Source organism: Streptomyces sp. bgisy159 (assembly GCF_057707805.1).
Window position 1 is genome coordinate 47,000 of record NZ_JBYIQX010000011.1, and the last position, 22,893, is coordinate 69,892.

The window sequence follows — 22,893 nt, forward strand, 5'->3', positions numbered from 1 at the left end:
CTCCCCCCTGGAGGCGCTTGCACTCGACGGTGCCGAGTGCTAATCATTGGCGTTAGCACTCTGAAGGTGAGAGTGACAGCGAAGGACCGGGTCGGTGAGGCCCGCAGGCCGGGTGGGGCAAGGAACCACGAGGCCCGCGAGCCGTCCGTCGCGGGCGCGGGCGCGGTCCGAAGGAATCACCCCCAGTCCTGGAGGGACCACTTCACATGGCCAAGATCATCGCGTTCGACGAAGAGGCGCGGCGCGGCCTTGAGCGCGGCATGAACCAGCTCGCGGACGCCGTCAAGGTGACCCTCGGCCCCAAGGGTCGCAACGTCGTCCTGGAGAAGAAGTGGGGCGCCCCCACGATCACCAACGACGGTGTCTCCATCGCCAAGGAGATCGAGCTGGAGGACCCGTACGAGAAGATCGGCGCCGAGCTGGTCAAGGAAGTCGCCAAGAAGACGGACGACGTCGCCGGTGACGGTACGACCACCGCCACCGTCCTCGCCCAGGCGCTGGTCCGCGAGGGTCTGCGCAACGTGGCCGCCGGCGCCAACCCGATGGCCCTCAAGCGGGGTATCGAGAAGGCCGTCGAGGCCGTCTCCGCCGCCCTGCTGGAGCAGGCGAAGGATGTCGAGACCAAGGAGCAGATCGCCTCCACGGCCTCCATCTCCGCCGCCGACACCCAGATCGGCGAGCTGATCGCCGAGGCCATGGACAAGGTCGGCAAGGAAGGCGTCATCACCGTCGAGGAGTCGCAGACCTTCGGTCTGGAGCTCGAGCTCACCGAGGGCATGCGCTTCGACAAGGGCTACATCTCCGCCTACTTCGCGACCGACATGGAGCGTATGGAGGCCGTCCTCGACGACCCGTACATCCTCATCGCGAACTCCAAGATCTCCAACGTCAAGGACCTGCTCCCGCTGCTGGAGAAGGTCATGCAGTCGGGCAAGCCGCTGCTGATCATCGCCGAGGACGTCGAGGGCGAGGCCCTGTCGACCCTGGTCGTGAACAAGATCCGCGGCACCTTCAAGTCCGTCGCGGTCAAGGCCCCGGGCTTCGGCGACCGCCGCAAGGCGATGCTGAACGACATCGCCATCCTCACCGGCGGCGAGGTCATCTCCGAGGAGGTCGGTCTCAAGCTCGAGAACACGAGCCTCGACCTGCTGGGCAAGGCCCGCAAGGTCGTCATCACCAAGGACGAGACCACCATCGTCGACGGCGCCGGCTCCTCCGAGCAGGTGCAGGGCCGCGTGAACCAGATCCGCGCCGAGATCGAGAACAGCGACTCCGACTATGACCGCGAGAAGCTGCAGGAGCGCCTGGCGAAGCTCGCCGGCGGTGTCGCGGTCATCAAGGCCGGCGCCGCCACCGAGGTGGAGCTCAAGGAGCGCAAGCACCGCATCGAGGACGCCGTGCGCAACGCCAAGGCGGCCGTCGAGGAGGGCATCGTCGCCGGTGGTGGCGTGGCCCTGCTGCAGGCCTCCCAGGTCTTCGAGAAGCTGGAGCTGGACGGTGACGAGGCGACCGGCGCCAACGCCGTGAAGCTCGCGCTGGAGGCCCCGCTGAAGCAGATCGCCGTCAACGGTGGTCTCGAGGGCGGCGTCGTCGTGGAGAAGGTCCGCAACCTCCAGGTCGGCCACGGCCTGAACGCCGCGACCGGCGAGTACGTCGACATGATCGCCGAGGGCATCATCGACCCGGCCAAGGTGACGCGCTCCGCGCTGCAGAACGCCGCCTCCATCGCGGCCCTGTTCCTCACCACCGAGGCCGTCATCGCCGACAAGCCGGAGAAGGCCGCGGCCCCGGCCGGCGGCGGCATGCCGGGCGGTGACATGGACTTCTGATCGACCTCAGGGTTGATCGACCGTCCAGCGGACCGAGGGCGGCACTCCTTGCGCGGCAGGGGGTGCCGCCCTCGGGCGTGTCCGGAGTCACAGACGGGGCGGACGGGGAATGCGCGGCGGGGTATCGGCAGTTGCTTCATCAGGTGCAACGATGCGTATGCACATACCAGCTGGTCGATCCGAGGAGTCCCCGTGACCGCCACCACCGCCGAGTCCGCCGCGTCCCGCGCGGCCGAGCTGCTCTCCCGTCCCGTCGAGATCAACGGGATGACCGTCCCGAACCGCATCGTGATGGCGCCGATGACGCGGATGTTCTCCCCGGGCGGTGTCCCCGGTGAGGACGTGCGGTCCTACTACGCCCGCCGGGCCGCCGCCGGGGTCGGGCTGATCGTCACCGAGGGGACCTACGTCGGGCACGAGTCGGCCGGCGACCAGGACCGGGTGCCCCGGTTCCACGGGGAGGAGCAGCTGGCCGGCTGGGCGAAGGTCGCCGACGCGGTGCACGCGGCCGGCGGGAAGATCGTGCCCCAGCTGTGGCACATCGGCATGGTCCGCGAGACCGGCAGGCCCCCCTACGCCGACGCGCCCGCCGTCGGCCCCTCCGGCATCCGCCTCGACGGCACCGAGGGCGCCGGCAAGCCCATGACGAGCGGCGACCTGGACGACGTCGTCGCCGCGTTCGCGCGGGCCGCGGCGGACGCCGCGCGCATCGGCTTCGACGGTGTCGAACTGCACGGCGCCCACGGCTACCTGATCGACCAGTTCCTGTGGGAGCGCACCAACCGCCGCACCGACGGCTACGGCGGCGACCCCGTCGCCCGGACCCGGTTCGCCGCCGAGATCGTGGCCGCCGTGCGCGCCGCCGTCCCGGCCGACTTCCCGGTGGTCTTCCGGTACTCGCAGTGGAAGGCCGACGCCTTCGACGCGAAGCTCGCCGAGACCCCGCAGCAGCTGGAGGCGATCCTCGCGCCGCTCGCCGCGGCCGGCGTCGACGCCTTCCACGCCTCCACCCGCCGCTACTGGCTGCCCGAGTTCGACGGCTCCGACCTCAACCTGGCCGGCTGGACCAGGAAGCTCACCGGCAAGCCGGTCGTCACCGTCGGCTCGGTCGGTCTGAACGGCGACTTCGTGCGGGCCTTCGCCGGCGAGGGCGCGCCGCTCGGCGGCCTCGACAACCTTCTCGACCGGCTGGAGCGCGCCGAGTTCGACCTCGTCGCCGTCGGCCGTGCGCTGCTGCAGGACCCGCGGTGGGCGGAGAAGGTGCTGGCGGGCCGCTTCGACGAGCTGACGCCGTACGACGGTGCGGCGCTGCGCACGCTCAGCTGACACCGCGGCCTGCCCTCCGGGCCGCGCCGGGCCGCGCCGGGCCGCGCCGGGCCGCGCCGGGCCGCGCCGGGCCGCGCCGGTCCGGGCCGCGCCGCGCCGGGCCGGAGGTCAGAGGGCCAGCGGTCAGAGGGCGATGGCGGGCCGGAGGCCGGAGGTCAGAGGTTGCCGAGGGGTTCGATGTCGACCCTGACCGGGGTGCCCCAGACCCGCAGCACCTCGTAGTCCGTGAACTCGTGCACCAGCCGGTACGCCATCGCCGGCCGCGATCCGCGGCGCAGCGCCGCCAGGTACAGCTCGGCCTCGTGACGGTCGCGGCGCGGGGTGCCGCACAGCTGCCACTCCTGGCCGTTCCACAGCTCCGGCAGCCAGCGCTGCTGGGGCTGCGGGCGGTCGGCGCGGACGCCGTAGCGGGACGGCGCCGGGTCGGTGTGGTCCCGGGGGAGCGGCTGGGGCGCGGGGCCGGCGTACTCGGCGCGACGGGCGGCGCGCCGCCGGGTCTCGCAGAGCAGGCACAGGTCGGGGGCGCTCTCGTCGACCGGCCCGTTGGGGTGCTCGGCGCACCGGGTGGTCCGCGCGGCCGTGCCGACACTCTCGTCCAGGAGGTCGAGGGCACGCCGCAGATCGGCCTTCACCTCGTGCAACGCGGCGTCCGTGGTGTCGGCGGTCAGGGCCTCGCCGTGCTCCCCGAGAAGGCGCAGGGCACGGCCCAGAGCGTTCAGCTGGGCGTGATTCACCCTCCTACCGTCGCACACGCCCGGGTCCGGCCGCGTCGCCGCCGGAGACATCGCTCGCCGGGACGGCCTCCGCCGCCGGCCGGTCGCCCCCGGTCGCGGCCGGGGCCCGCAGCCGGGATTCGGGGATGCCCGCCAGGTAGGTCGCGGCGAACCCGGTCGTGTAGGCGGTCAGGAGACCGCCCGCGTAGACCGCCGCCGTGACGGTGAGGCTCGCGGTGCCGGACAGGAGGGGGAAGAGGGCCCAGCCGGACGGGCCGATGGCGGTGGCGCCGACCTGGTCGCCGAGGGTCGCGAAGAAGCCGACGAAGGCTCCGCCGGCCGCGCCGCCCGCGCAGGCGGTCACGAAGGGGCGCCCCAGGGGCAGGGACACGCCGTAGATGAGCGGTTCGCCGACGCCGAGGAGACCGGCGGGCAGCGCCGAGCGGATGGTGGCGCGCAGCGAGGCGTCGTGTCGCAGCCGTACGTACACCGCGCAGGCCGCGCCGACCTGGCCGGCCCCGGCCATCGCGAGGACCGGCAGGAGCACCGTGTACCCCTGCTGTTCGATGAGGGTGGCGTGCAGCGGGATCAGCGCCTGGTGCAGGCCGAGCATCACCAGCGGCAGGAACAGCCCGCCGAGAACCAGACCGGCGAGCGCCCCGGTGGTGGTCAGCAGCCAGGTCGCCGCGGTGCCGATGGCGGAGGAGACCGCGCCGGCCGCGTACATCAGCCCGTACAGGGTGGCGAGGCCGGCGACCAGGACGGTCACGGTCGGCGTGAGCAGGACGTCCAGCGTCGCCGGGAACCGGCCCCGGCACGCCTTCTCCACGTACGTCCCCAGCAGCGCGGCGGCCAGCGCCCCGAGCACCCCGCCCTGGCCGGGGGAGAGGGCCACACCGAACGCGGTGACCTTCGCGACCCCCGGGTACACGACGACCGCCGCGACCGCGCCGCCCAGCACCGGCGTCCCGCCGAACTCCTTCGCCGTGTTCACGCCGACGAACACCGCGATCAGCGCCATGAACGCGGACGACACGGCGGTCAGGGCGGGCGTCAGGCCGGTCAGCCGGCCGGTGTTGACCAGCAGCCCGTTCAGCCCGGCGAGGACGCCGCAGCCGATCAGCGCGGGGATGAGCGGCACGAAGACGGCGGCGAGGCGGCGCAGCGCCCGTTTGACCGGGGTGGCGTTGCGCCGCCGGGCGGCCTCCCTCAGCTCGGCGCCCCGCGAGGCCAGCCCGTCGGCGACCGTGGGCGGGACCGCGGTCGTCTCCCCGGCGGCGTCGGCAGGGCCGGCGGCGTCGGGGACATGGGCAGGGCCGGCGGCGTCGGGGACGTGGGCAGGGCCGGTGGCGTCGGCGATGCCTGCCGCCGCCCGGACCAGTCCCTCGAACTCCGCGGTCACCCGCCCGACGACCCCCGGCCCCAGCACGACCTGGCATCCGTCGGCAGCCGTCACCAGGCCCAGGACACCCGGGACCGCCCGCACCGCCTCCGTGTCCACCCGTGCCGGGTCGGTGAGGGTGAGCCGCAGGCGGGTCACGCAGTGGGCGACGGAGGTGATGTTGGCGGGGCCGCCGACCAGGGGGAGGAGGGCGGCGGCCGTGTGGCGGGGGTCGGTGCGCATGCCCCGAGCGTGCGGCTCAGCGGCGGGCGGCGGCCAGCGCGGCGCGCAGATGGCCGCCGGACTCCTCCAGAAGGCGGGCGGCGGCGGGTCCGTCCACACCGGCGAGGACGACCAGGATCGCGTTCTTCACCTCGCCCCCGGCGGCGTGGAGCGCGGCCTCGGCCTCCGCGTCCCCGGCGCCCGTGGCGAGGGCGACGATCCGCCGGGAGCGGGCGCGCAGCTTCTCGTTGGACGCCCGCACGTCGACCATCAGGTTCCCGTACGTCTTGCCCAGGCGGATCATCGTGATCGTCGACAGCATGTTGAGCACCAGCTTCTGCGCGGTGCCGGCCTTCAGCCGCGTCGACCCGGTGATCAGCTCGGGCCCGACGACCACCTCGATGCCGTACGCGGCGGCCGCCGCCAGCGCGCTCCCCGGGTTGCACACCACCCCGACGGTCAGCGCCCCGGCCGCCCGGGCGTGCTCGACGGCCCCGACGGCGTACGGGGTGCGGCCGGAGGCGGAGACACCGACCACGGTGTCGGCGGGGGTCAGACCGAGCGCGTCCAGGTCGCTCACCGCCAGCTCCCGGGAGTCCTCGGCGCCCTCCACCGAGCTGACCACGGCCTCGGGCCCGCCGGCGATCAGCCCCACGACCTGCCCGGGCGCGGTGTCGAAGGTGGGCGGGCACTCCGAGGCGTCCAGTACGCCGAGCCGCCCGGCGGTCCCGGCACCCGCGTAGACGAGCCGCCCGCCGCGCGCCATCCGCTCGGCGATGGCGTCGACGGCGGCGGCGATGGCGGGCAGCTGGGTCGCCACGGCGGCCGGTACGGCGGAGTCCTCGCCGTTCATCAGGCGGGCGATGTCGAGGGTGGGCAGCCGGTCGATGTCGGCGAGGTCGGCGCGGAACGCCTCGGTCGGCAGGGCGGACAGCTGGGCGAGGAGATCGCCGCCGTCGCTGCCGGCGCCCCCGGCAGACCGGGCGAGGCTCGGGGTGCTGGGGGTGCTGGGGGTGCTGGAGGTGTCTGGGCTGTCGGTGTCGGTGGTGTCGGTGGTGTCGGCGGTGTCGGGGCGGCGCGCGGAGGATGCAGTCATGACGGGGTGGCTCTTTCGGTGCGAGGGCGGTCGGTCCGGCTCACCCGGTCCTACCGGTGCCGGTGCGCCAGCGCCTCGTACGACGCGGCCAGGGCGGGTGCGGCCGACTCGTACGTCCGCTGCGCCACGCCCACGAACAGGCAGTCCACCACCAGCAGCTGGCCGGTGCGGGACGACATCGCGGCCGGCCGCAGCTCGCTCTCCCGGGCCGTGGACGTGGTCAGCACGAGGTCCGCGTACTGGGTGACCGCTCCCTCGGGCCGCCCGGTGATGACGACGGTGGTGGCCCCGCCCTCGAAGGCCACCCGCAGCGGTTCGATGACGTCGCCGGTGGCGCCCGAGTGGGTGATCGCGACCGCGGCGTCGCCCTCGCGCAGCTGCACGGCGTTGGTGACCGCGAGGTGCGGATCGCTGTGCGCGTGCGCGACCAGCCCGATCCGCAGCAGCTTCTGCGCCAGGTCCTGGGCGACCAGCCCGGACGCCCCGACCCCGTACACGTCGGTGCGCCGCGCCCCGGCGACGGCGGCGACGGCCGCGCCGAGCTGTGCGGTGTCGAGCCCGGCGGCGGTGTCGGCGAGGGTGCGCTGCTCGTCGAGGGCGAGCTTGGCGACGACGTCGGCGAGCGGGTCGTCCACGGCGATGTCGGTGGTGATGGCGGGTGCCCGCCCCGACCGCTGCTGGGCGGCGAGGCCGGCGAGCGCCAGCCGCAGATCGCGGTAGCCCGGATAGCCGAGGAGGCGGGCGGTGCGCACGACGGTGGCCTCGCTGGTGCCGGTGCGCTCGGCGAGGCCCGTGACGGTCAGGGCGGCGCACCCGGCCGGATCACCCGCGACGGCCTCGGCGACGCGCCGCATGGAGCGGGTCATGGTGGGGGCGAGCGTGCGCACCTTGGCGGTCAGTGCGGCGGGGGCGAAAGTTTCCTTCGCGTCCTGGGTCACGTACTGAAAGTTATTTTCATGTCGAGGAGGCCGTCAAGAGTGCGCACAATGGGGGCATGGAAGCCCCGAAGACCCCCCTGAGCCCCCTGGAACAGGCGCTGCACGCGGCGCGCGCCCTCGTGCTGGCCGACCTCATGGCGGGGCGGGTCGCGGACGCCGACGTGGTGTCGCTGGTGGAGGAGTCCCTCGTGCAGCGGCGCTGGTGGGTGGAGCAGTGGCCGGACGGGGCGGCGTACGTGACCGGCCTGGTGGCGCAGGACGTGCAGGACGCCCTGCTGGAGCGGTACGGCCGCTGGCCGCTGTGCCCGGTGTGCGGCTCGGGCGACCCGCACGCGCTCGACGTCGAGCCGGAACTGGGCACCGACCCGCACTGGGTGTGTTCCGAGGCGGGCGTGAAGGTGGCGCCGGTGGGCTCGCTCGCCCTGGCGACGGGCGACGGGGCGGCGTCCTCGTGAGGCGCCGGTGACCCTCTACATCGATCCCCCGACCTGGCCGGGCCACGGCCGGCTCTGGTCCCACCTCGTCAGCGACGCGTCGTACGAGGAACTGCACGCCTTCGCCGAACGGCTGGGCGTGCCGCGCCGGGCGTTCGAGCGGGACCACTACGACCTGCCCGCGCACCGCTACGCCGACGCGGTGGCGGCCGGCGCGGTCGAGATCGGTTCGAAGGAACTGGTCCGCAGGCTCACCGAGGCGGGCCTGCGGCGTCCCAAGTACGCGGGCCGTCCCGTCTGACGGCACGGTCGGCAGGGGTGGCAGGGACCCTCGCGCTGCCCGGACCTGCCGACCCGGATCAGCCGCGGCGGACGAACAACCGCGGCTCGGCCGGCGCCTCCCCCCGCGGCTCCCGCGCCGCGCGGTCCGTCTCCAGCGGTGCCGGGGTGAAGCCCGCCCGGCCGGCCACCCGCTGCGAGGCCGGGTTGTCGTCGTCGATCACCGCGCCCAGGGCCTGTACGTCGTCGCGGGCCAGCGCCCACTCCGCCAGGGTGCGCAGCGCCTCTGTGGCGTAGCCGTGGCCGCGGGCCGGCTCGACGAGGTCGTAGCCGACCTCCACGCGGCCCTCCTCGTCGGGACGCCCGTGGAAGCCGATGCTGCCGACCGCGCGGTCGTCGTCCCGACGTACGACGACGAAGACCCCGAACTCCGGCTGGTGGACGCCCGACCCGTACGCCTTGAGGAGCAGCCCGGCGGCGTCCCGCGCACCGGGAAGGGGTGCGCCGCCCAGCCAGGTGAAGCCGCCGTCGCCGCCCGCCCGGAGGTCGGCGGCGGCCGCCGGGGTCAGGCCCTCCAGGGTGAGCCGGTCGGTCGGCAGTACCAGGTTGTTGTGCCAGCGCCACTCGGTGACCGGCGCCCGGCCGGGCAGGTCGCCGCGCCCGGTGGCCCACAGCAGGGCCGGCCAGGGTGCGGCGGCCGGGCGTACCCGGGGGAAGATCCGGGTCAGCACGCCCTCGCACAGCCCGGCGGGCGGCTCGTAGGGCACGCCCAGGCCCTCGGCGATGTCGTGGGTGTGCAGCAGCACCTCCGCGACGCCCATCGCGGCGAACCCCTCGCGGTTCGCGCTGCGGAACGGGTACGGGTGGAAGGCGCGGGCGGAGCGGGGCGTGGCGCGGAGGGTCGCCGCGAGCAGGGCCCCGCCCACCGCGATGACGTCCACGACGTCGGCGTTGCCGGTGCCGTCGTCGGGGGCGACGCGGAAGGGAACGCGGGCGGGGGCCCGGGCGGCCAGCCGGCCGGCATAGGTGAAGAGGTCGGCCGCGATGTGCTCGGCGGACTCCCGGCAGCTCCACTCCACCCGGCCGGCCCGGGTGCCCGCCCAGTCCCGGGCGGTCACCGTCCGCAGCAGCCCCGTGCAGCTCGCGACGGCCGCTTCCACCTGGTCCCCGCCCCATGTCTCCATGGGGGGCAGCGTAGGCGCCGGGCGGGCTCAGTTCGACAGCAGTTCCAGCTCCGCGCCGATGTTGTAGCGGGCGGTCGCCTCCCAGTGCTCCACGCCGTAGGGCGTCCTGAACAGCCTTGGCAGCTCCAGCAGTTGACGCAGTACGGCGGAGCGGCCCGCGCGGAAGGCGTCGTTCGGCACGAAGTGGTACTCCTCGCGCACGGCCGCGGTGTAGGCGGCGTACGCGGAGGGCGGGGCGGCGAGGATCGCGAGGTCGGCGTCGCACAGGACCTGGCCGTCGCGGTCCTCGTCGGCCGGGTCGTGGCCGACGGTCAGCCGTACCAGCCGGGCCACCTCGGCGGTCTTCGCCGCGGACACCCCGGCCTCGGGCAGGGCGCGTTCGGCGAGCCGGGCCGAGCGCTCCTCGTTCTCGGAGCGGTCGGGCAGGTAGACGGCGTCGTGGAACCAGGCGGCGAGACGCACCACGTCGGGGTCGGCGGCGTACGGCTCCAGGGTGTCGACGTGGTCGAGCACGGCGGTCAGGTGGGCGAGCGTGTGGTAGCGGCGCTGGGGCTCCCGCCAGCGGGCCAGGAGGTTGTCCGCGTAGGGGGCTGGGTCCGGCGCGTCGGGGCCGGCCGGGGCACGGGTGGCTTCCAGGGCCCGGGCGAAGCGGCCGCGCAGGGCGTCGTCCGGCGGGGCGAGGGCGGGGTCGTCTGCCATACGGCCATTGTGGCGGCGCCGGCCGGTCCTGGCGGTCCTCGCCCTGGCCGGGCGGCGGGCAGCGTACTCTTTGAATTGGACTAGACCTGTAGTCGCTCCAGACCGATGGAACGCTCCAGACCGATGGAAGGGGTCCTATGAGCTCGCGTGCAGTCCTGGAGGTGATCGCCCTCGACATCGAGGACGCGGTCGCCGCCCAGGCCGGAGGTGCGGACCGGCTGGAGCTGGTCACCGACATGGCCGCCGACGGGCTCACGCCGCCCCTGGCGGCCTTCGCCGGGATCCGGGCCGCCGTCGACATCGACCTGCGTGTGATGCTGCGGCTCGCGGACGGCTTCGCGGCCGGCGAGGTGGACCGGCTGGCCGAGGTCGCGCGCGAGCTGCGCCGGGAGGGCGCCGACCAGTTCGTCCTCGGCTTCCTCGACGCGGACGGCGACGTCGACCTCACGGCGGTGGAGCGGGTCGTCGCCGAACTGGACGGCTGCCGCTGGACGTTCCACCGGGCCATCGACCACGCGGCCGACCGGGACGCGGTCCGCAAGCGGCTGGACGGCGTCACCGGACTGGACACCTACCTCACGGCCGGCGCCTCCGGCGGCGTCGACGAGGGCCTGCCCACCCTCCTCGCGGAGGCGGCACGGTCCACGGAGCCCGGCTACGACCGGCAGCTCCTCGTCGGTGGCGGCCTCCGCCTCGACCACGTCCCGCACCTGCGCGCCGCCGGCCTCACCGCCTTCCACATCGGCGGCGCGGCCCGCCCGGACGGCTGGGCCGGCCCGGTGTCGGCGCGGGCGGTGGCCCAGTGGCGCGAGGCCCTGGACAGCACGGCGTAGCCGCGGATCAGTCCCGCGCGGTCTCCTCGCTCACCCACGCCAGGTAGGCGTCGCTGCCGTGGGTCACCGGTGTCGCGATGATCTCCGGGGTGTCGTAGTCGTGCACGCTCCTGAGGTGCGCCTCCAGGTCCGGGTACCGCTCGGCGGTCGTCTTGTACAGCACCCGCCACTCCTGCTCGGCCTGGACCGCACCCTGCCACCGGTAGACGCTGGTGACCGGCCCGTCGATCTGCGCGCAGGCCGCCACCCGCGCCTCCACGGCACCGCTCGCCAACGCCCGCGCCTTGTCGGCGGTGTCGGTGGTGGTCAGGACGGTCAGGTACTGGGACACGGCGTTCTCCTCCGCTGTCGGCCTGCCGGAACCGTACCCGGCGCACCGGGCGGGGCCGGTCAGCCCAACTGCTCCGGCAGCTCCGCCGCATGGGTCACGATCAGGCCCGACACGGCTCGGGTCAGGGCGACGTACAGGCGGCGCAGGCCGGTGCGTTCGTCGGGTTCGCCGTCGACGACGGCCCGGGGCTCGTCGAGGACGACGTAGTCGTACTCCAGGCCCTTGGCGAGGGAGGCCGGGACCAGGGTGAGGCGGGCGTCGGCGGTCGTCTCCTCGCCGGGAGCGAGGTACGGAGTGCCGGCGGCCGCCAGTGCCTGCGCCAGTACGGGAATCCGCGCGTCGGCGGCGATGAGGCCCACCGAGCCCTCGCGGTGCAGCAACTCCTCGCAGGCGGCGAGTACTTCGGTGTCCGAGGAGACCGGGCGCAGGGCGAAGAAGCCGGGGTTCTCCCGGACCGACGCCACCGGGGTCAGGCCCGGCGCGATGTGCGGGAGCAGCCGGGAGGCGTAGGCGATCACGTCGGTGGGGACGCGGAAACCGGCCGTCAGCTCCTCCACCACCGCGTCCGGCTTCCCCAGGTGCGCCAGCGCCTCGGTCCAGCTCCGGGTCGCCCACGGCGTGGTGCCCTGCGCCAGGTCGCCGAGGACGGTCGCGGAGCCGGTGGTGCAACGGCGGCCCACCGCCCGGTACTGCATCGGGGACAGGTCCTGCGCCTCGTCGAGCACCACGTGGCCCAGCGAGTGGGTCCGCTCCACCAGGTCCGCGGCCTCGTCGACCAGCACCGCGTCCGCCGCCGACCACTTGGCCGATCTCACCGACCGCACCGGCTTCGCCCACAGGATCGTCTTCTGCTCGTCCACGTCGAGGACCCCCGCCGCGTGCTCGGCGAGGAACTCCCCGTCCGTCAGCAGCCGCAGCACCAGCTTCGCCGGGTCGACCGGCGGCCACACCGCCTTCACGGCCGCCTTCACCGCGCTGTTGCGGGCCACCGCGTCCTGCACCCGGTCGTCCGGCGCCTCCCCGGCCCGCTCCATCTGCACCAGCACCGCGTGCGCGATCCGCTGCGGCAGCGCCTCGCGGGCGGCGCCGTAGCGGATGCCGCGGTCCAGCAACTCGCGGACGATCTCCTCCACTTCGTACGCCGGTACCCGCCAGCGCCGCGAACCGCGCACCACCACGACCGGCTCGGCCGGCATCGTCACATGGGAGTACAGGGCGCTGCGCAGCACCCGCGCCATCCGGGCGTCGCCCTTGACCAGCGCCGCCGCCGCGTCGTCGGTGCCCCGCACCTCGACGCGGGCCACCAGGTCGTCGACGGTCGCCTGCCGGACCGCCAGCTCGCCGAGCGCGGGCAGCACCTGCTCGATGTAGTGCAGGAAGGACCGGTTCGGCCCGATGACCAGGGTGCCGGTGCGGGCCAGCCGCTCCCGGTGGGCGTACAGCAGATACGCCACCCGGTGCAGACCGACGGCGGTCTTCCCGGTGCCGGGGCCGCCCTGCACGCACACCGTCCCCGACAGCCCGGACCGCACGATCTCGTCCTGCTCGGGCTGGATGGTGGCCACGATGTCCCGCATCGGGCCGACACGCGGCCGCTCGATCTCCCGCTGGAGCAGCTTGCTGGTGCGGGCGGCCTCGGCCGGGTCGGACAGGTGCTCGTCCTCGTACGCCGTGAGGTCGCCGCCGGTGTAGCCGAACCGGCGGCGCAGCCCCACGTCCATCGGGTCCCTCTTCGACGCGCGGTAGAACGGCTGTGAGACCGGTGCCCGCCAGTCGATCACCATCGGGTCGCCCTCGGCGTCGTGGACGTGCCGCCGCCCGATGTAGAAGCGCTCCCCCTGCGCCCCCTCGGCCCGCTCGGCGCCGGGAGCGTGCAGATAGTCCAGCCGGCCGAAGAACAGCGGGGTGTCGCTGAGATCGGCCAGCGCCTTGATCCGCTCGTCGATCTGGCGGGCCAGCACCTCGGCGTTGACCCAGTTCGCGGTCACGTCACTGATGTCGAGCGCCTCGGCGTCCTCCCGCATGGCCCGCAGCGCGGTGCGCGACGCGGCGAGGTGGGCGCGCTCACGGGAAAGAGGGCCCTCGGCGGCCTCGGCGGCCTCGGCGGATACAGGGGATACGGGGGATGCGGCGGACAACGGGCCGGACAAGGGGGTGCCTCCGGAAGGTTCTGCGGGTGCGGGTGCGGGTGCGGGTGCGGGTGCGCGGGCACGCGGTACGCGGCGGCGACGCGGATACGGTCTCGCGACCTCGGAAGCCGACCGGTTTCCGACCGGACGGCGGCACTCCGTGGGGAGGCGGGGAAGAGCGGAGATTCTAGGACCGGCATCCACCGGAACGCCAATGCTTTGCGCCCGCCCCCGGCCCCAGGTCGTACCCGCCGGCCCGATGCCCCTAGGGGACGCGGCATCCCCCGGACCGATGCCGGTCTTATGCCCGCAATCGCACCATGGAGACATGAGCGCAGCGACCTTCACCCCAGCCCCGGCCCCCGGCCGCCCGTCGGGCGCCACCCCACTGTCCGGCGCGCACCGGCACCGCCTCGGCGACGCGGTGCGCGCTGCCCGCGTCTTCGTGACCACCGCCTTCGAAGTGATCGTCCTCGGCGAGTACGCCGAAGAGGCGGGTGTGCACCGCAGGTAGCCCCGGCCGGCGTCAGCTCTCCGCGAGGAGTTCGTCCGCGTCCACGATCCGGTACGCGTACCCCTGCTCGGCCAGGAACCGCTGCCGGTGGGCGGCGAAGTCCTGGTCGATGGTGTCCCGCGCGACCACGGAGTAGAAGTGCGCCTGGTGGCCGTCGGCCTTGGGCCGCAGTACCCGGCCCAGCCGCTGGGCCTCCTCCTGCCGCGACCCGAAGGTCCCGGAGACCTGGACGGCGACCGTCGCCTCCGGCAGGTCGATGGAGAAGTTCGCCACCTTCGACACCACCAGCACGCTGATCTCCCCCTCGCGGAACGCGTCGAACAGCTTCTCCCGCTGCGCGTTCGACGTCTCCCCCTTGATCACCGGCGCGCCGAGGTGCTCGCCCAACTCGTCGAGCTGGTCGATGTACTGGCCGATGACGAGGATCTGCTGCCCGGCGAACCGCCGCACGATCGCCTCGGTCACCTTCCGCTTCGTCGCCGTCGTCGCGCAGAAGCGGTACTTCTCCTCCGCCTCGGCGGTGGCGTAGGCGAGCCGCTCGGAGTCCGTCAGGTTCACCCGCACCTCGACGCAGTCGGCGGGCGCGATGTACCCCTGCGCCTCGATCTCCTTCCACGGCGCGTCGAACCGCTTCGGCCCGATCAGCGAGAACACGTCCGACTCCCGGCCGTCCTCGCGCACCAGCGTCGCCGTCAGCCCGAGCCGCCGCCGCGCCTGGAGGTCCGCCGTGAACTTGAAGACCGGCGCGGGCAGCAGGTGCACCTCGTCGTAGACGATCAGGCCCCAGTCCCGCGAGTCGAACAGCTCCAGGTGCGGGTAGATCCCCTTCCGCCGGGTCGTCAGCACCTGGTAGGTGGCGATGGTGACCGGCCGGATCTCCTTCTTCGTGCCGCTGTACTCGCCGATCTCGTCCTCGGTCAACGAGGTCCGCCGCACCAGCTCGTGCTTCCACTGCCGGGCCGAGACGGTGTTCGTGACGAGGATCAGCGTCGTCGACTTGGCCTGCGCCATCGCGCCCGCACCGACCAGCGTCTTGCCCGCCCCGCAGGGCAGGACGACGACCCCGCTCCCGCCGTGCCAGAAGTTCTCCACGGCCTGCTTCTGGTACGGCCTGAGCGCCCAGCCGTCCTCGGCCAGCTCGATCGGGTGCGCCTCGCCGTCGACGTACCCGGCGAGGTCCTCGGCCGGCCAGCCCAGCTTCAGCAGCGTCTGCTTGATCTGCCCCCGCTCCGAGGGGTGCACCACCACGGTGTCCGGGTCGATGCGCGCCCCGACCAGCGGCGCGATCCGCTTCGAGCGCAGCACCTCCTCCAGCACCGGCCGGTCGGTGCTGGTCAGCACCAGCCCGTGCGCCGGGTGCCTGCTCAGGGTCAGCCGCCCGTACCGGTCCATCGTCTCGGCGATGTCGACCAGCAGCGCGTGCGGCACCGGGTACCTGCTGTACGACACCAGGGCGTCCACGACCTGCTCGGCGTCGTGCCCGGCCGCCCGCGCGTTCCACAGGCCCAGCGGCGTCACCCGGTAGGTGTGGATGTGCTCGGGCGCCCGCTCCAGCTCCGCGAACGGCGCGATGACCCGGCGGCACTCGTCGGCCTGCTCGTGGTCGACCTCCAGCAGCAGAGTCTTGTCGGACTGGACGATGAGAGGACCGTTCACGTACGCACATCCCTTCCGTACGGCCAAACCTCCAGTGTGCCGCACCAGCGGGCGATCACGGTCGGTCCGGAGTCAGTCGTCCGCCAGTTCCGCCACGCCCGTGATCCGGTGCAGCGGGTAGGTGCGGACCTCGTCCGCCGTGTGGTCGTACGCCGTCACGAAGCCGCCCTCCACCCGCACCGGGGCGATGACCCGCTGGCTGGCGGCGCCTTCGGCGTTGACGTAGCCGATCCACACCGCCTCGCCGGTGAGGACGGCGGCCTGCATGGTGGCGAGGGTCTCGGCCGAGGAGGTGCGGGGCAGCTCACCGGCCGCGAGCGGGGCGCTGTCGACCGGTTTGCGCGGGGCGGTGGAGGCCACGTCACCGGCGCGGACCGCACGGATCGCGGCGGCGAGGAGGGTGGCGTCGGGGACCGGCGGCCCGTCCGGGACCGGCTCGGGCGCGGTGCGCGGCGGGGTGCGGCGGGCGTCGGACCGGGTGATCAGCACATCGCCCTCGGCGGACTCCGCCGCCGGCGCGAACCCCATCGCCCGCAGCCCCTCCAGCAGCGCGGCCGGGTCCGCCTGGGCGGCCAGCACGGTCGGGGCGAGACGGCGCAGGCGCAGCCCGGCGGCCCGCTTGTCGGCCATGATCTCGTTCAGCAGCGCGTCGTCGTCGCAGCGCACGTACGCGGAGGCCGCGCCGACCCGCAGCCGGCCGTGGCGGCGGGCCACGTCGTCGATCAGGTACGTCAGCGGCTGCGGCACCGGCGTACGGGAGTGCTCGGCCAGGAAGGCGTGCAGGTCGGAGGCGGTGCGCCCGGCGTCCAGGGCGCGCCGCACGGAGGCCGGTGTGAACCGGTACACCGTGGCCCCGCCCTTGGACTCCACGTCGGCGAGCACGTCCAGCGTCTCGGCGAGCGGGCGCCGCAGCGGCCCGGGCGCGACCGCGGTGAGGTCCGCCTGCAGCAGCACGTGGTCCAGCGGCTCGGGCAGCAGCGGCGCCAGCAGCCGGACGGCCGCGGCCGAGGCGGCGGCCCGTGCCACCGGGTCGGCGGGCGCCGGCCGGTGGTGCGCCACCGGCAGTTTGTCCCCGGGGGTGTCCGGGATGTCGTCCTCGGCGCCGGCGGGCGCGTCGGCGTGCGGGTCCGTGGGCTCGGGCGGGTGTCCCAGCAGGGCCCGGCCGTGCCCGGCGAGCGCGCCGCGCCCGGTCACGCCCAGCAGTTCGGCCTCCTGCAGCGTCCACTCGGCGAGCCGGGTCCGCAGGTCGTCGTCGTGCCGCTGCGGGCCGCGCAGCGGGCGCTCCCAGCGCAGCCGGGCGAGGACCGACTCCCGGTCGGGTGCCGTGCCCTCGGGCAGCGCGGCGAGCAGGCCCAGCACCCGGTGGCGTACCTCGGGGGCCGCCGACCGGTCCAGGCCCGGGCCGAGCGCCGACAGCGGGCGCTCCTTGGCGTCCCGGCCGCCGACCAACCCCGGCGTCCGGGTCGCCGCCAGCCAGGTCTCCGCCAGCAGGGCCCACCGCTCGGCGGGCGGACGCTCCAGCCACTCGTCGTAGGCCGGGGTGGCGGCGTACCGCTCGTCGGCCTCGCCGTCGGACGCGAGCAGCCCGGCGCAGTACGCCAGCTCCACCCAGAACGCGGCGAGCGGCTCGGGCAGGTCCAGGGCGACCGCGGTGCGCTTGAGGTCGCGGACGCTGAGACCGCCCGACCGCAGCACCGGGGGCCCGCCCTCGTGCCAGTCCTTCAGCAGTTCCTCGACGGTCGCGGTCGCGGCGTACGCCTGGCCGGCCGCCGTCGCGTCCACGGCCCGGGCGGGGTGGACCGCCGCCGGCGCCACGGCCGGCGGCACCGGCTCCGGCGCGCGGTGCGCCCGCCCGCCGCGCAGGTGCAGCGCCGCCTCCCGGGGCAGTACGACCGTGCCCGGCGTCGTCGGCACCAGCAGCGCCCGGTCCAGCAGCCACCGCAGATGCGCCGCCGGCTCCGCCGTGACCTGCCCGTACGGCGGCCCCCACATCAGCCGGCCGAGCACCTGCCGGGACTCCTCCGGGGCCTCGCCGAGCAGCTCCGCCATCCGCGCGCGGTCGGTGAACAGCCCGGTCAGCGCGGCCACCGCGGACACCGGGTCGTGTGTCGACGGCAGCCCGGCCGCCGCCACCAGCTCCTGGATCCGCCCCGGCGACATGCCCGCCGTGGCCTCCCGCAGGGTGGGGCCGAGCCCGGTCGGCGACGGGTGCTGGGGGCCGGGCGCCAGCAGTTCGCGGGCGGTGCGCACCAGCCGCAGCCGGTCGTCGTCGCCCCACACCAGCGCCTGCTCGCGCAGCCCGGCCAGGGCCCGCGGCAGCGCGGCGGCGACCGCCGGGTCCGGCTCGTCGCCGGCCATCAGGCCGAGCAGTTCGTCGTACGTCGCCGGGTCTCCGGCCACCGCCAGCGCCTCGGCCGTCTGCAGCGCGAACCGGTCCAGCCGCTCCAGGGCCCGTACGACGGACGCCCGCGTGCCCGCGCGGGTGGCGAGCTGGGTGAGGTCGGTGGGCACCGGCGTGATGAGGTCCGGCCGGGCGCGCAGCAGGGCGGCCAGGGAGGCGTCGTCCCTGGCGCGGAGCGCTTCCGCCAGGGAGCGGGGGGCGGCCGTCTGGTGCTCGCTCATCCGGCCACGGTAGCGCCCGGGCGTCGCGGTGGGACCTCTTGTTCCGGCGGCCGCGGTCTCGGTGTGGCCGTCCGTGCCCGCGCGGCGCAGCCGCCGCACCGGCGCCGGCCCCGCCCCTCCGGCCGGGGAACGGGACGTTTCCCAGGTGTCTCCCCGGTGAATTCCGTCCGTACGTTCGCGTCAGAACCGGAACTGCGCCGCCCCCGCTCGTCACCCTGCGCGAGTTCGCCTGCACCTGCGGCCAGCCGCCCGCCGGCTCCCCCGCCGCCTTCCTCACCTACCTCACCGAGCAGGGCGGCCGGGACGTGCTGCGCTCCCACGGCAGCCGGCTCTGTTTCCGAGGTGAGCAACCCCCTGGTCTGCGAGCCGGCCTGACGCACCGTACGCGCGTGCCGCGCACCCCCTGCGCTACCTTCGAGCCACGGGAAATCACCGCATCGCACAGCCCCGGAGGGGACTTCGTGGGGATCGAGAGCGACCAGGTCGTCTACGAGTATCTGAGCCGCGTCGGTGACGTGGCGCAGCAGCGGCAGCTGTCGTCGGCCACGCGCATGCGGCTCGTCAACGAGCTGCGCGACGAGATCGACCGGCGCCGCGCCAAGGCGCCCGCCGACTCGCCCGCCGCCGTCCGCCGCATCATCGCCCGGCTCGGCACCCCCGACGACGTGGTCACCGCCGCCTCCGGCACCGGCACCGGCCCCGCGACCCCGTCGCCGTCGGTCCAGGTGCCGCCGGCCCGTCCGACGCCGGCCGTGCCGGTCCAGCGGGACGGTGCCGAGCGGCCCAAGGGGTTGTGGCGCAAGGTGCCGGGCCCCCGGGCCGCCGATCCGGAGCCGGCCGGCGGGCAGGGCGTTCCCGCGGCGGACGCCCCCGGCCTCGCGGGCCTCGACTGGTGGCGGGACGGGCCGCGCGGACCCGTCACCGCGCTCGACGACGACATTCCCGGGTTCGTCGGGGGCATCGAGATCCCCGAGCTGCTCAGGCCGGTGGTGCCGAGGAAGGAGCCCGAGAAGGCAGAGGACGCGGAGGGGGGCGAGAAGGCCGCGGGTGAGCGGGCCGTCGAAGTCGGGGCCGCGCCGGTCGTGACCGAGGACCCCGGGCCGCGCAGGCGCCGCCTCTCCCTTCCCGCCCGCCGCTGGAGCAACCCCCTGCTCCTCCTCGGCGCCGCCTCCCTCGTCGCCGGCGCCGTGCTCGGCAACGGCTTCGCCCTCCTGCTCGGCTGGGTCATCGCGTACGCCTCCCGGCGGCTCACCGACACGGAGACGAAGATCGCCGTGATGTGGCTGCCGGGGGCCGCGCTGGCCGCCGGTGCGGTGTGGCTGTGGGGACGGCGGGACGGGCGGTGGGGGCAGCCGATCATCGACGGGGGCATGGGCGCGGCGGTGGGGGAGACCTGGCCGTGGGTCCTGCGCGGGGCGGCGATCGCCTCCGCCCTGTTCCTGGTCTGGCGCTCGCAGCGCGGTAAGTAGCTCCCCCGGGGCCCCGCGCCCTCGCGCCACTGGCACCCGCACGCCCGGCGGCTCTCGCGCCAGTGGCACCCGCACGCCCGGCGGCCCGTACGCCGGTGGCCCCCGCGCCGGGTGGCCCGCACGCCCGGGCGGCCCACACCCTGGGGCCTCGCGCCCCCCTTGTCCCCGGCCCCGGCAAAATGGACCCCATGGCCACCGTGACCAGCATCCCCGCGCCCACCGTCGGATTCGATCTCGACATGACCCTGATCGACTCCCGGCCCGGCATCCACGCCGTGTACACGGAGCTGGCGGCGCGGACGGGGACGTTCATCGACGCCGACCTGGTGGTCACCCGGCTCGGTCCGCCGCTGGCCCACGAGCTGGCGTACTGGTTCCCGCCCGAGCGGGTCGACACCATGGTGGCCTTCTACCGGGAGCTGTACCCGGACTACGCCATTCACCGCACCGAGGCGATGCCCGGCGCCGCCGAGGCGATAGCGGCCGTACGGCGGGCGGGCGGCCGCGCGATCGTCGTCACCGCCAAGAACGAGCCGCACGCCGAGCTGCACCTGGCGCACCTCGGCATCGAACCGGACGCCGTCGTCGGCAACCTGTGGGCCGAGCAGAAGGCGCGGGCGCTGCGCGAGCACGGCGCGAGCGTGTACGTCGGCGACCACGTCGGGGACGTACGCGGCGCCCGCGCGGCCGGAGCACTGTCGGTCACCGTGCCGACCGGGCCCTGCCCCGAGGCGGAGCTGCGCGCGGCGGGCGCGGACGTGGTGCTGGACGACCTGACGGAGTTTCCGGCGTGGCTCGCGGACTACCGCGGGGCGGCGGCCCGCGCCTGACGCCGCCCGGCCGCCGCCGAGCGCAGCACACCGGCACCGGCCAGCAGGAACCCGACCCCCATGAGCATGCTCAGGCCGAACATGTAGGTGGGGAACGGCTTCGTGCCGAAGAATAGCGGGGCCACCGTGACGAGGGTGGCCAGGGCTCCGGCGAAGAACACCACGGCACCGGCGCGGATCAGCCGGTCACCGGGCGCGGCGGAATTCGTTTGGGTTTCGTCTCGCACCCGACCAGGGTAGTTCCCAGCGCGAAGGAACAACCGGGAGACGTCTTGTCAGCCGTCCCCCGACCATTAGCCTGGGTACCGGCGGGTCACGGTCGACCCGCCTGGGTTGTTGTTGAGCAGCTTTTCCCCGCAGTTTTCCGACGAGTACGAGGACGAGGACAGACGTGCCTACCGGCAAGGTCAAATGGTTCAACGTTGAGAAGGGCTTCGGCTTTCTCTCCCGTGACGACGGCGGTGACGTCTTCGTCCATTCCTCGGTCCTCCCCGCCGGAGTCGAGGCGCTGAAGCCGGGCCAGCGCGTGGAGTTCGGTGTCGTCGCCGGTCAACGCGGCGACCAGGCCCTGTCGGTGACCGTCCTGGACCCCACGCCCTCGGTGGCGGCGGCGCAGCGCAGGAAGCCGGACGAGCTGGCGTCCATCGTCCAGGACCTGACGACCCTCCTGGAGAACATCACGCCGATGCTGGAGAAGGGCCGCTACCCCGACAAGGCGTCCGGCAAGAAGATCGCCGGCCTGCTGCGCGCGGTCGCCGACCAACTGGACGTCTGAGCCGTCCTGTCCGTGTGAGCCGTCCCGTGCGCGCAGTGCCATGCGAGCCGTGCCGTGCGCGCAGTGCCGTCCGTCACGGGAAGGCCGGCGCGTCACGTCACGGGAAGGCCAGCGCGTCCGGGCCGAGGGGCGGGAGCAGGCCCTCGGCCGCCGCGCGGGTGAGCAGCCCGCGCACGGCGGCGTAGCCGTCCTCGCCCAGGTCGTGGGTGAACGCGTTGACGTACAGGCCGATGTGCTGGTCGGCGACGGCCGGGTCCATCTCCTGGGCGTGCTCCATGACGTAGGGCCGGGACACGGCCGGGTCGTCCCAGGCGGCGCGTACGGAGGCGCGGATCGAGTCGGCGAGCAGCCGCAGCGCCGCCGCGCCCAGCGACCGCCGGGCGATGATCGCGCCCAGCGGGATGGGCAGTCCGGTGGTGCGCTCCCAGTGCTCGCCCATGTCGGCGAGCCGGCACAGCCCGTAGCGCTGGTACGTGAACCGCGCCTCGTGGATGACCAGCCCCGCGTCGACCTTGCCGTCCCGCACGGCCGGCATGATCTCGTGGAACGGCATGACGACGATCTCGCCGACCCCGCCGGGAACGACGTCGGCGGCCCACAGCCGGAACAGCAGGTAGGCCGTCGACCGCTCGCTCGGCACGGCGACGGTACGGCCCGTCAGGTCGGCACCGGCCTCCCGGGTGAGCACCAGCGGCCCGCAGCCCCGGCCGAGGGCGCCGCCGCAGGGCAGCAGGGCGTACTCGTCGAGGACGTACGGCAGCACGGCGTACGACACCTTCAGCACGTCGAACTCGCCGCGCTCCGCCATGCCGTTGGTGAGGTCGATGTCCGCGAACGTCACGTCCAGCGCGGGGGCCCCGGGCACCCGGCCGTGGGCGAGGGCGTCGAAGACGAACGTGTCGTTGGGACAGGGGGAGTACGCGGTCCGCAGGCTCATACGGCTGTCCAACTCTCCAGTGCGGGGGCGAGCTTGTCGAAGGCCGCCGTCAGGGCCGTGAGGGCGTCGCCGATCCGCCAGGCGGCCCGGTCCCGGGGGCCCACGGGGTTGGAGACGGCCCGTACCTCCAGCACCGGCGTGCGGTGCAGCGCGGCCGCCTCCGCGACGCCGAAGCCCTCCATGGCCTCGGCCAGCGCGGACGGGTGGCGGCGGCGCAGCTCTGCGGCCCGGGCGGCGGTGCCGGTGGCGGTGGACACGGTCAGCACGGTGCCCACGGCCGCCCCGGTGGCCCCGGCGGCCTCCCGGACGAGCGGGGCGGGCGGCAGGTGGGTGACGGTTCCGAAACCCAGCTCGGTGACCGGCAGGAAGCCGTCGGGCGACTCGGCGCCCAGATCGGCCGCCGTGATCGCGTCGGCGACGACCAGCGACCCCACGGGCGCGTCCGGCTGGAAACCGCCCCCGATCCCGGCGCTGACGACCAGGCCGTACGGCCGCCCCTCGTGGGCGGCGACGGCGAGCGCCGAGCCGACGGAGGCGGCGGCGAGGGCCGGCCCGACACCGGCGACCAGCAGATCTGCGGCGCCCTCGCGCCCGGCCCGCGCCACCGCGTCCCGCTCGGCGGGGACGGCGGTGGCGATGAGGACCCGGCGCGGACGCGCGGACCCGGTGGCCCGTCCTTCGCTCACGTGTACCGCC

At 74.7% G+C, this 22,893-nt stretch carries 22 protein-coding genes; 9 read left to right on the forward strand and 13 right to left on the reverse strand.

Annotated features, from left to right (window positions below):
- Nucleotides 1-206 precede the first annotated feature (206 nt).
- Together groL and AC3ET3_RS13550 are read left to right on the forward strand one after the other, a co-directional pair.
- Nucleotides 207-1,829, forward strand: a complete 1,623-nt coding sequence (gene groL, locus AC3ET3_RS13545) for a chaperonin GroEL (RefSeq protein ID WP_432138825.1) — start codon at nt 207-209, stop codon at nt 1,827-1,829.
- Nucleotides 1,830-2,021: 192 nt separating this feature from the next.
- Nucleotides 2,022-3,155, forward strand: a complete 1,134-nt coding sequence (locus AC3ET3_RS13550) for an NADH:flavin oxidoreductase (protein ID WP_432138824.1) — start codon at nt 2,022-2,024, stop codon at nt 3,153-3,155.
- 155 nt (nt 3,156-3,310) lie between these two features.
- Here the strand turns inward: AC3ET3_RS13550 and AC3ET3_RS13555 are convergent, their stop codons facing one another.
- The 4 genes from AC3ET3_RS13555 to AC3ET3_RS13570 are packed head-to-tail and all read right to left on the reverse strand — an operon-like array spanning nt 3,311 to nt 7,505.
- On the reverse strand, nt 3,311-3,889 hold the full coding sequence (locus tag AC3ET3_RS13555; RefSeq protein WP_432138823.1) for a hypothetical protein: 579 nt from the start codon (nt 3,887-3,889) through the stop codon (nt 3,311-3,313).
- A gap of 4 nt (nt 3,890-3,893) precedes the next feature.
- Nucleotides 3,894-5,492: a PTS transporter subunit EIIC gene (locus AC3ET3_RS13560; protein WP_435612196.1), complete on the reverse strand. Its 1,599-nt coding sequence runs from the start codon at nt 5,490-5,492 to the stop codon at nt 3,894-3,896.
- A gap of 16 nt (nt 5,493-5,508) precedes the next feature.
- On the reverse strand, nt 5,509-6,567 hold the full coding sequence (murQ, locus tag AC3ET3_RS13565; protein ID WP_435612197.1) for an N-acetylmuramic acid 6-phosphate etherase: 1,059 nt from the start codon (nt 6,565-6,567) through the stop codon (nt 5,509-5,511).
- A 50-nt stretch (nt 6,568-6,617) separates the two neighbouring features.
- A complete protein-coding gene (locus AC3ET3_RS13570; protein WP_432138820.1) occupies nt 6,618-7,505 on the reverse strand; it encodes a MurR/RpiR family transcriptional regulator in 888 nt (295 codons plus the stop codon).
- Nucleotides 7,506-7,561: 56 nt separating this feature from the next.
- On the opposite strand from AC3ET3_RS13570, the gene AC3ET3_RS13575 reads away from it, so the two are divergent.
- Nucleotides 7,562-7,960 (forward strand): hypothetical protein, encoded by a 399-nt coding sequence (locus AC3ET3_RS13575; RefSeq protein WP_432138819.1) that lies wholly within the window; start codon nt 7,562-7,564, stop codon nt 7,958-7,960.
- Between the two features lie 7 nt (nt 7,961-7,967).
- Nucleotides 7,968-8,240 carry a DUF4031 domain-containing protein gene (locus AC3ET3_RS13580; RefSeq protein WP_432138818.1) on the forward strand — a complete coding sequence of 91 codons (273 nt, stop codon included), beginning with the start codon at nt 7,968-7,970 and terminating at the stop codon, nt 8,238-8,240.
- Between the two features lie 58 nt (nt 8,241-8,298).
- Here the strand turns inward: AC3ET3_RS13580 and AC3ET3_RS13585 are convergent, their stop codons facing one another.
- The gene (locus AC3ET3_RS13585) at nt 8,299-9,402 is read right to left on the reverse strand and encodes a GNAT family N-acetyltransferase (protein WP_432138817.1); all 1,104 of its coding nucleotides are present in this window, start codon (nt 9,400-9,402) and stop codon (nt 8,299-8,301) included.
- Between the two features lie 27 nt (nt 9,403-9,429).
- Entirely contained in the window at nt 9,430-10,101 is a 672-nt protein-coding gene (locus tag AC3ET3_RS13590) for an HD domain-containing protein (RefSeq protein ID WP_435612198.1), read from the reverse strand.
- Nucleotides 10,102-10,238: 137 nt separating this feature from the next.
- Here AC3ET3_RS13590 and AC3ET3_RS13595 point away from each other — a divergent pair, with 137 nt between their 5' ends.
- Complete coding sequence (locus tag AC3ET3_RS13595; protein ID WP_432138815.1) at nt 10,239-10,934, forward strand: copper homeostasis protein CutC; 696 nt, start codon at nt 10,239-10,241, stop codon at nt 10,932-10,934.
- A 7-nt stretch (nt 10,935-10,941) separates the two neighbouring features.
- Here the strand turns inward: AC3ET3_RS13595 and cutA are convergent, their stop codons facing one another.
- Together cutA and AC3ET3_RS13605 are read right to left on the reverse strand one after the other, a co-directional pair.
- On the reverse strand, nt 10,942-11,265 hold the full coding sequence (gene cutA / locus AC3ET3_RS13600) for a divalent-cation tolerance protein CutA (RefSeq protein ID WP_432138814.1): 324 nt from the start codon (nt 11,263-11,265) through the stop codon (nt 10,942-10,944).
- Between the two features lie 59 nt (nt 11,266-11,324).
- Complete coding sequence (locus AC3ET3_RS13605) at nt 11,325-13,403, reverse strand: HelD family protein (protein WP_488191827.1); 2,079 nt, start codon at nt 13,401-13,403, stop codon at nt 11,325-11,327.
- Between the two features lie 319 nt (nt 13,404-13,722).
- Between AC3ET3_RS13605 and AC3ET3_RS13610 the strand changes: the two genes are divergently transcribed.
- The gene (locus AC3ET3_RS13610) at nt 13,723-13,908 is read left to right on the forward strand and encodes a hypothetical protein (RefSeq protein WP_432137308.1); all 186 of its coding nucleotides are present in this window, start codon (nt 13,723-13,725) and stop codon (nt 13,906-13,908) included.
- Between the two features lie 12 nt (nt 13,909-13,920).
- Here AC3ET3_RS13610 and AC3ET3_RS13615 read toward each other — a convergent pair whose 3' ends face one another.
- Complete coding sequence (locus AC3ET3_RS13615; RefSeq protein ID WP_432137309.1) at nt 13,921-15,564, reverse strand: DNA repair helicase XPB; 1,644 nt, start codon at nt 15,562-15,564, stop codon at nt 13,921-13,923.
- Nucleotides 15,565-15,636: 72 nt separating this feature from the next.
- Entirely contained in the window at nt 15,637-18,186 is a 2,550-nt protein-coding gene (locus tag AC3ET3_RS13620; protein ID WP_435612199.1) for a helicase-associated domain-containing protein, read from the reverse strand.
- A 461-nt stretch (nt 18,187-18,647) separates the two neighbouring features.
- Between AC3ET3_RS13620 and AC3ET3_RS13625 the strand changes: the two genes are divergently transcribed.
- Nucleotides 18,648-19,655: a hypothetical protein gene (locus tag AC3ET3_RS13625; protein WP_435612200.1), complete on the forward strand. Its 1,008-nt coding sequence runs from the start codon at nt 18,648-18,650 to the stop codon at nt 19,653-19,655.
- A 188-nt stretch (nt 19,656-19,843) separates the two neighbouring features.
- On the forward strand, nt 19,844-20,485 hold the full coding sequence (locus tag AC3ET3_RS13630; protein WP_432137312.1) for an HAD family hydrolase: 642 nt from the start codon (nt 19,844-19,846) through the stop codon (nt 20,483-20,485).
- On the opposite strand, the gene AC3ET3_RS13635 is transcribed toward AC3ET3_RS13630, so the two are convergent.
- Nucleotides 20,458-20,712, reverse strand: coding sequence for a hypothetical protein (locus AC3ET3_RS13635; protein WP_432137313.1), 255 nt, complete (start codon nt 20,710-20,712; stop codon nt 20,458-20,460). The genes AC3ET3_RS13630 and AC3ET3_RS13635 overlap by 28 nt on opposite strands.
- Before the next feature lie 164 nt (nt 20,713-20,876).
- On the opposite strand from AC3ET3_RS13635, the gene AC3ET3_RS13640 reads away from it, so the two are divergent.
- Complete coding sequence (locus AC3ET3_RS13640) at nt 20,877-21,260, forward strand: cold-shock protein (protein WP_432137314.1); 384 nt, start codon at nt 20,877-20,879, stop codon at nt 21,258-21,260.
- Nucleotides 21,261-21,357: 97 nt separating this feature from the next.
- Here the strand turns inward: AC3ET3_RS13640 and AC3ET3_RS13645 are convergent, their stop codons facing one another.
- Nucleotides 21,358-22,197 (reverse strand): 1,4-dihydroxy-6-naphtoate synthase, encoded by an 840-nt coding sequence (locus AC3ET3_RS13645; RefSeq protein WP_432137315.1) that lies wholly within the window; start codon nt 22,195-22,197, stop codon nt 21,358-21,360.
- Nucleotides 22,194-22,883 carry a futalosine hydrolase gene (locus AC3ET3_RS13650; protein ID WP_435612201.1) on the reverse strand — a complete coding sequence of 230 codons (690 nt, stop codon included), beginning with the start codon at nt 22,881-22,883 and terminating at the stop codon, nt 22,194-22,196. Before AC3ET3_RS13650 ends, AC3ET3_RS13645 begins: the two co-directional genes overlap by 4 nt.
- Between the last annotated feature and the right edge of the window lie 10 nt (nt 22,884-22,893).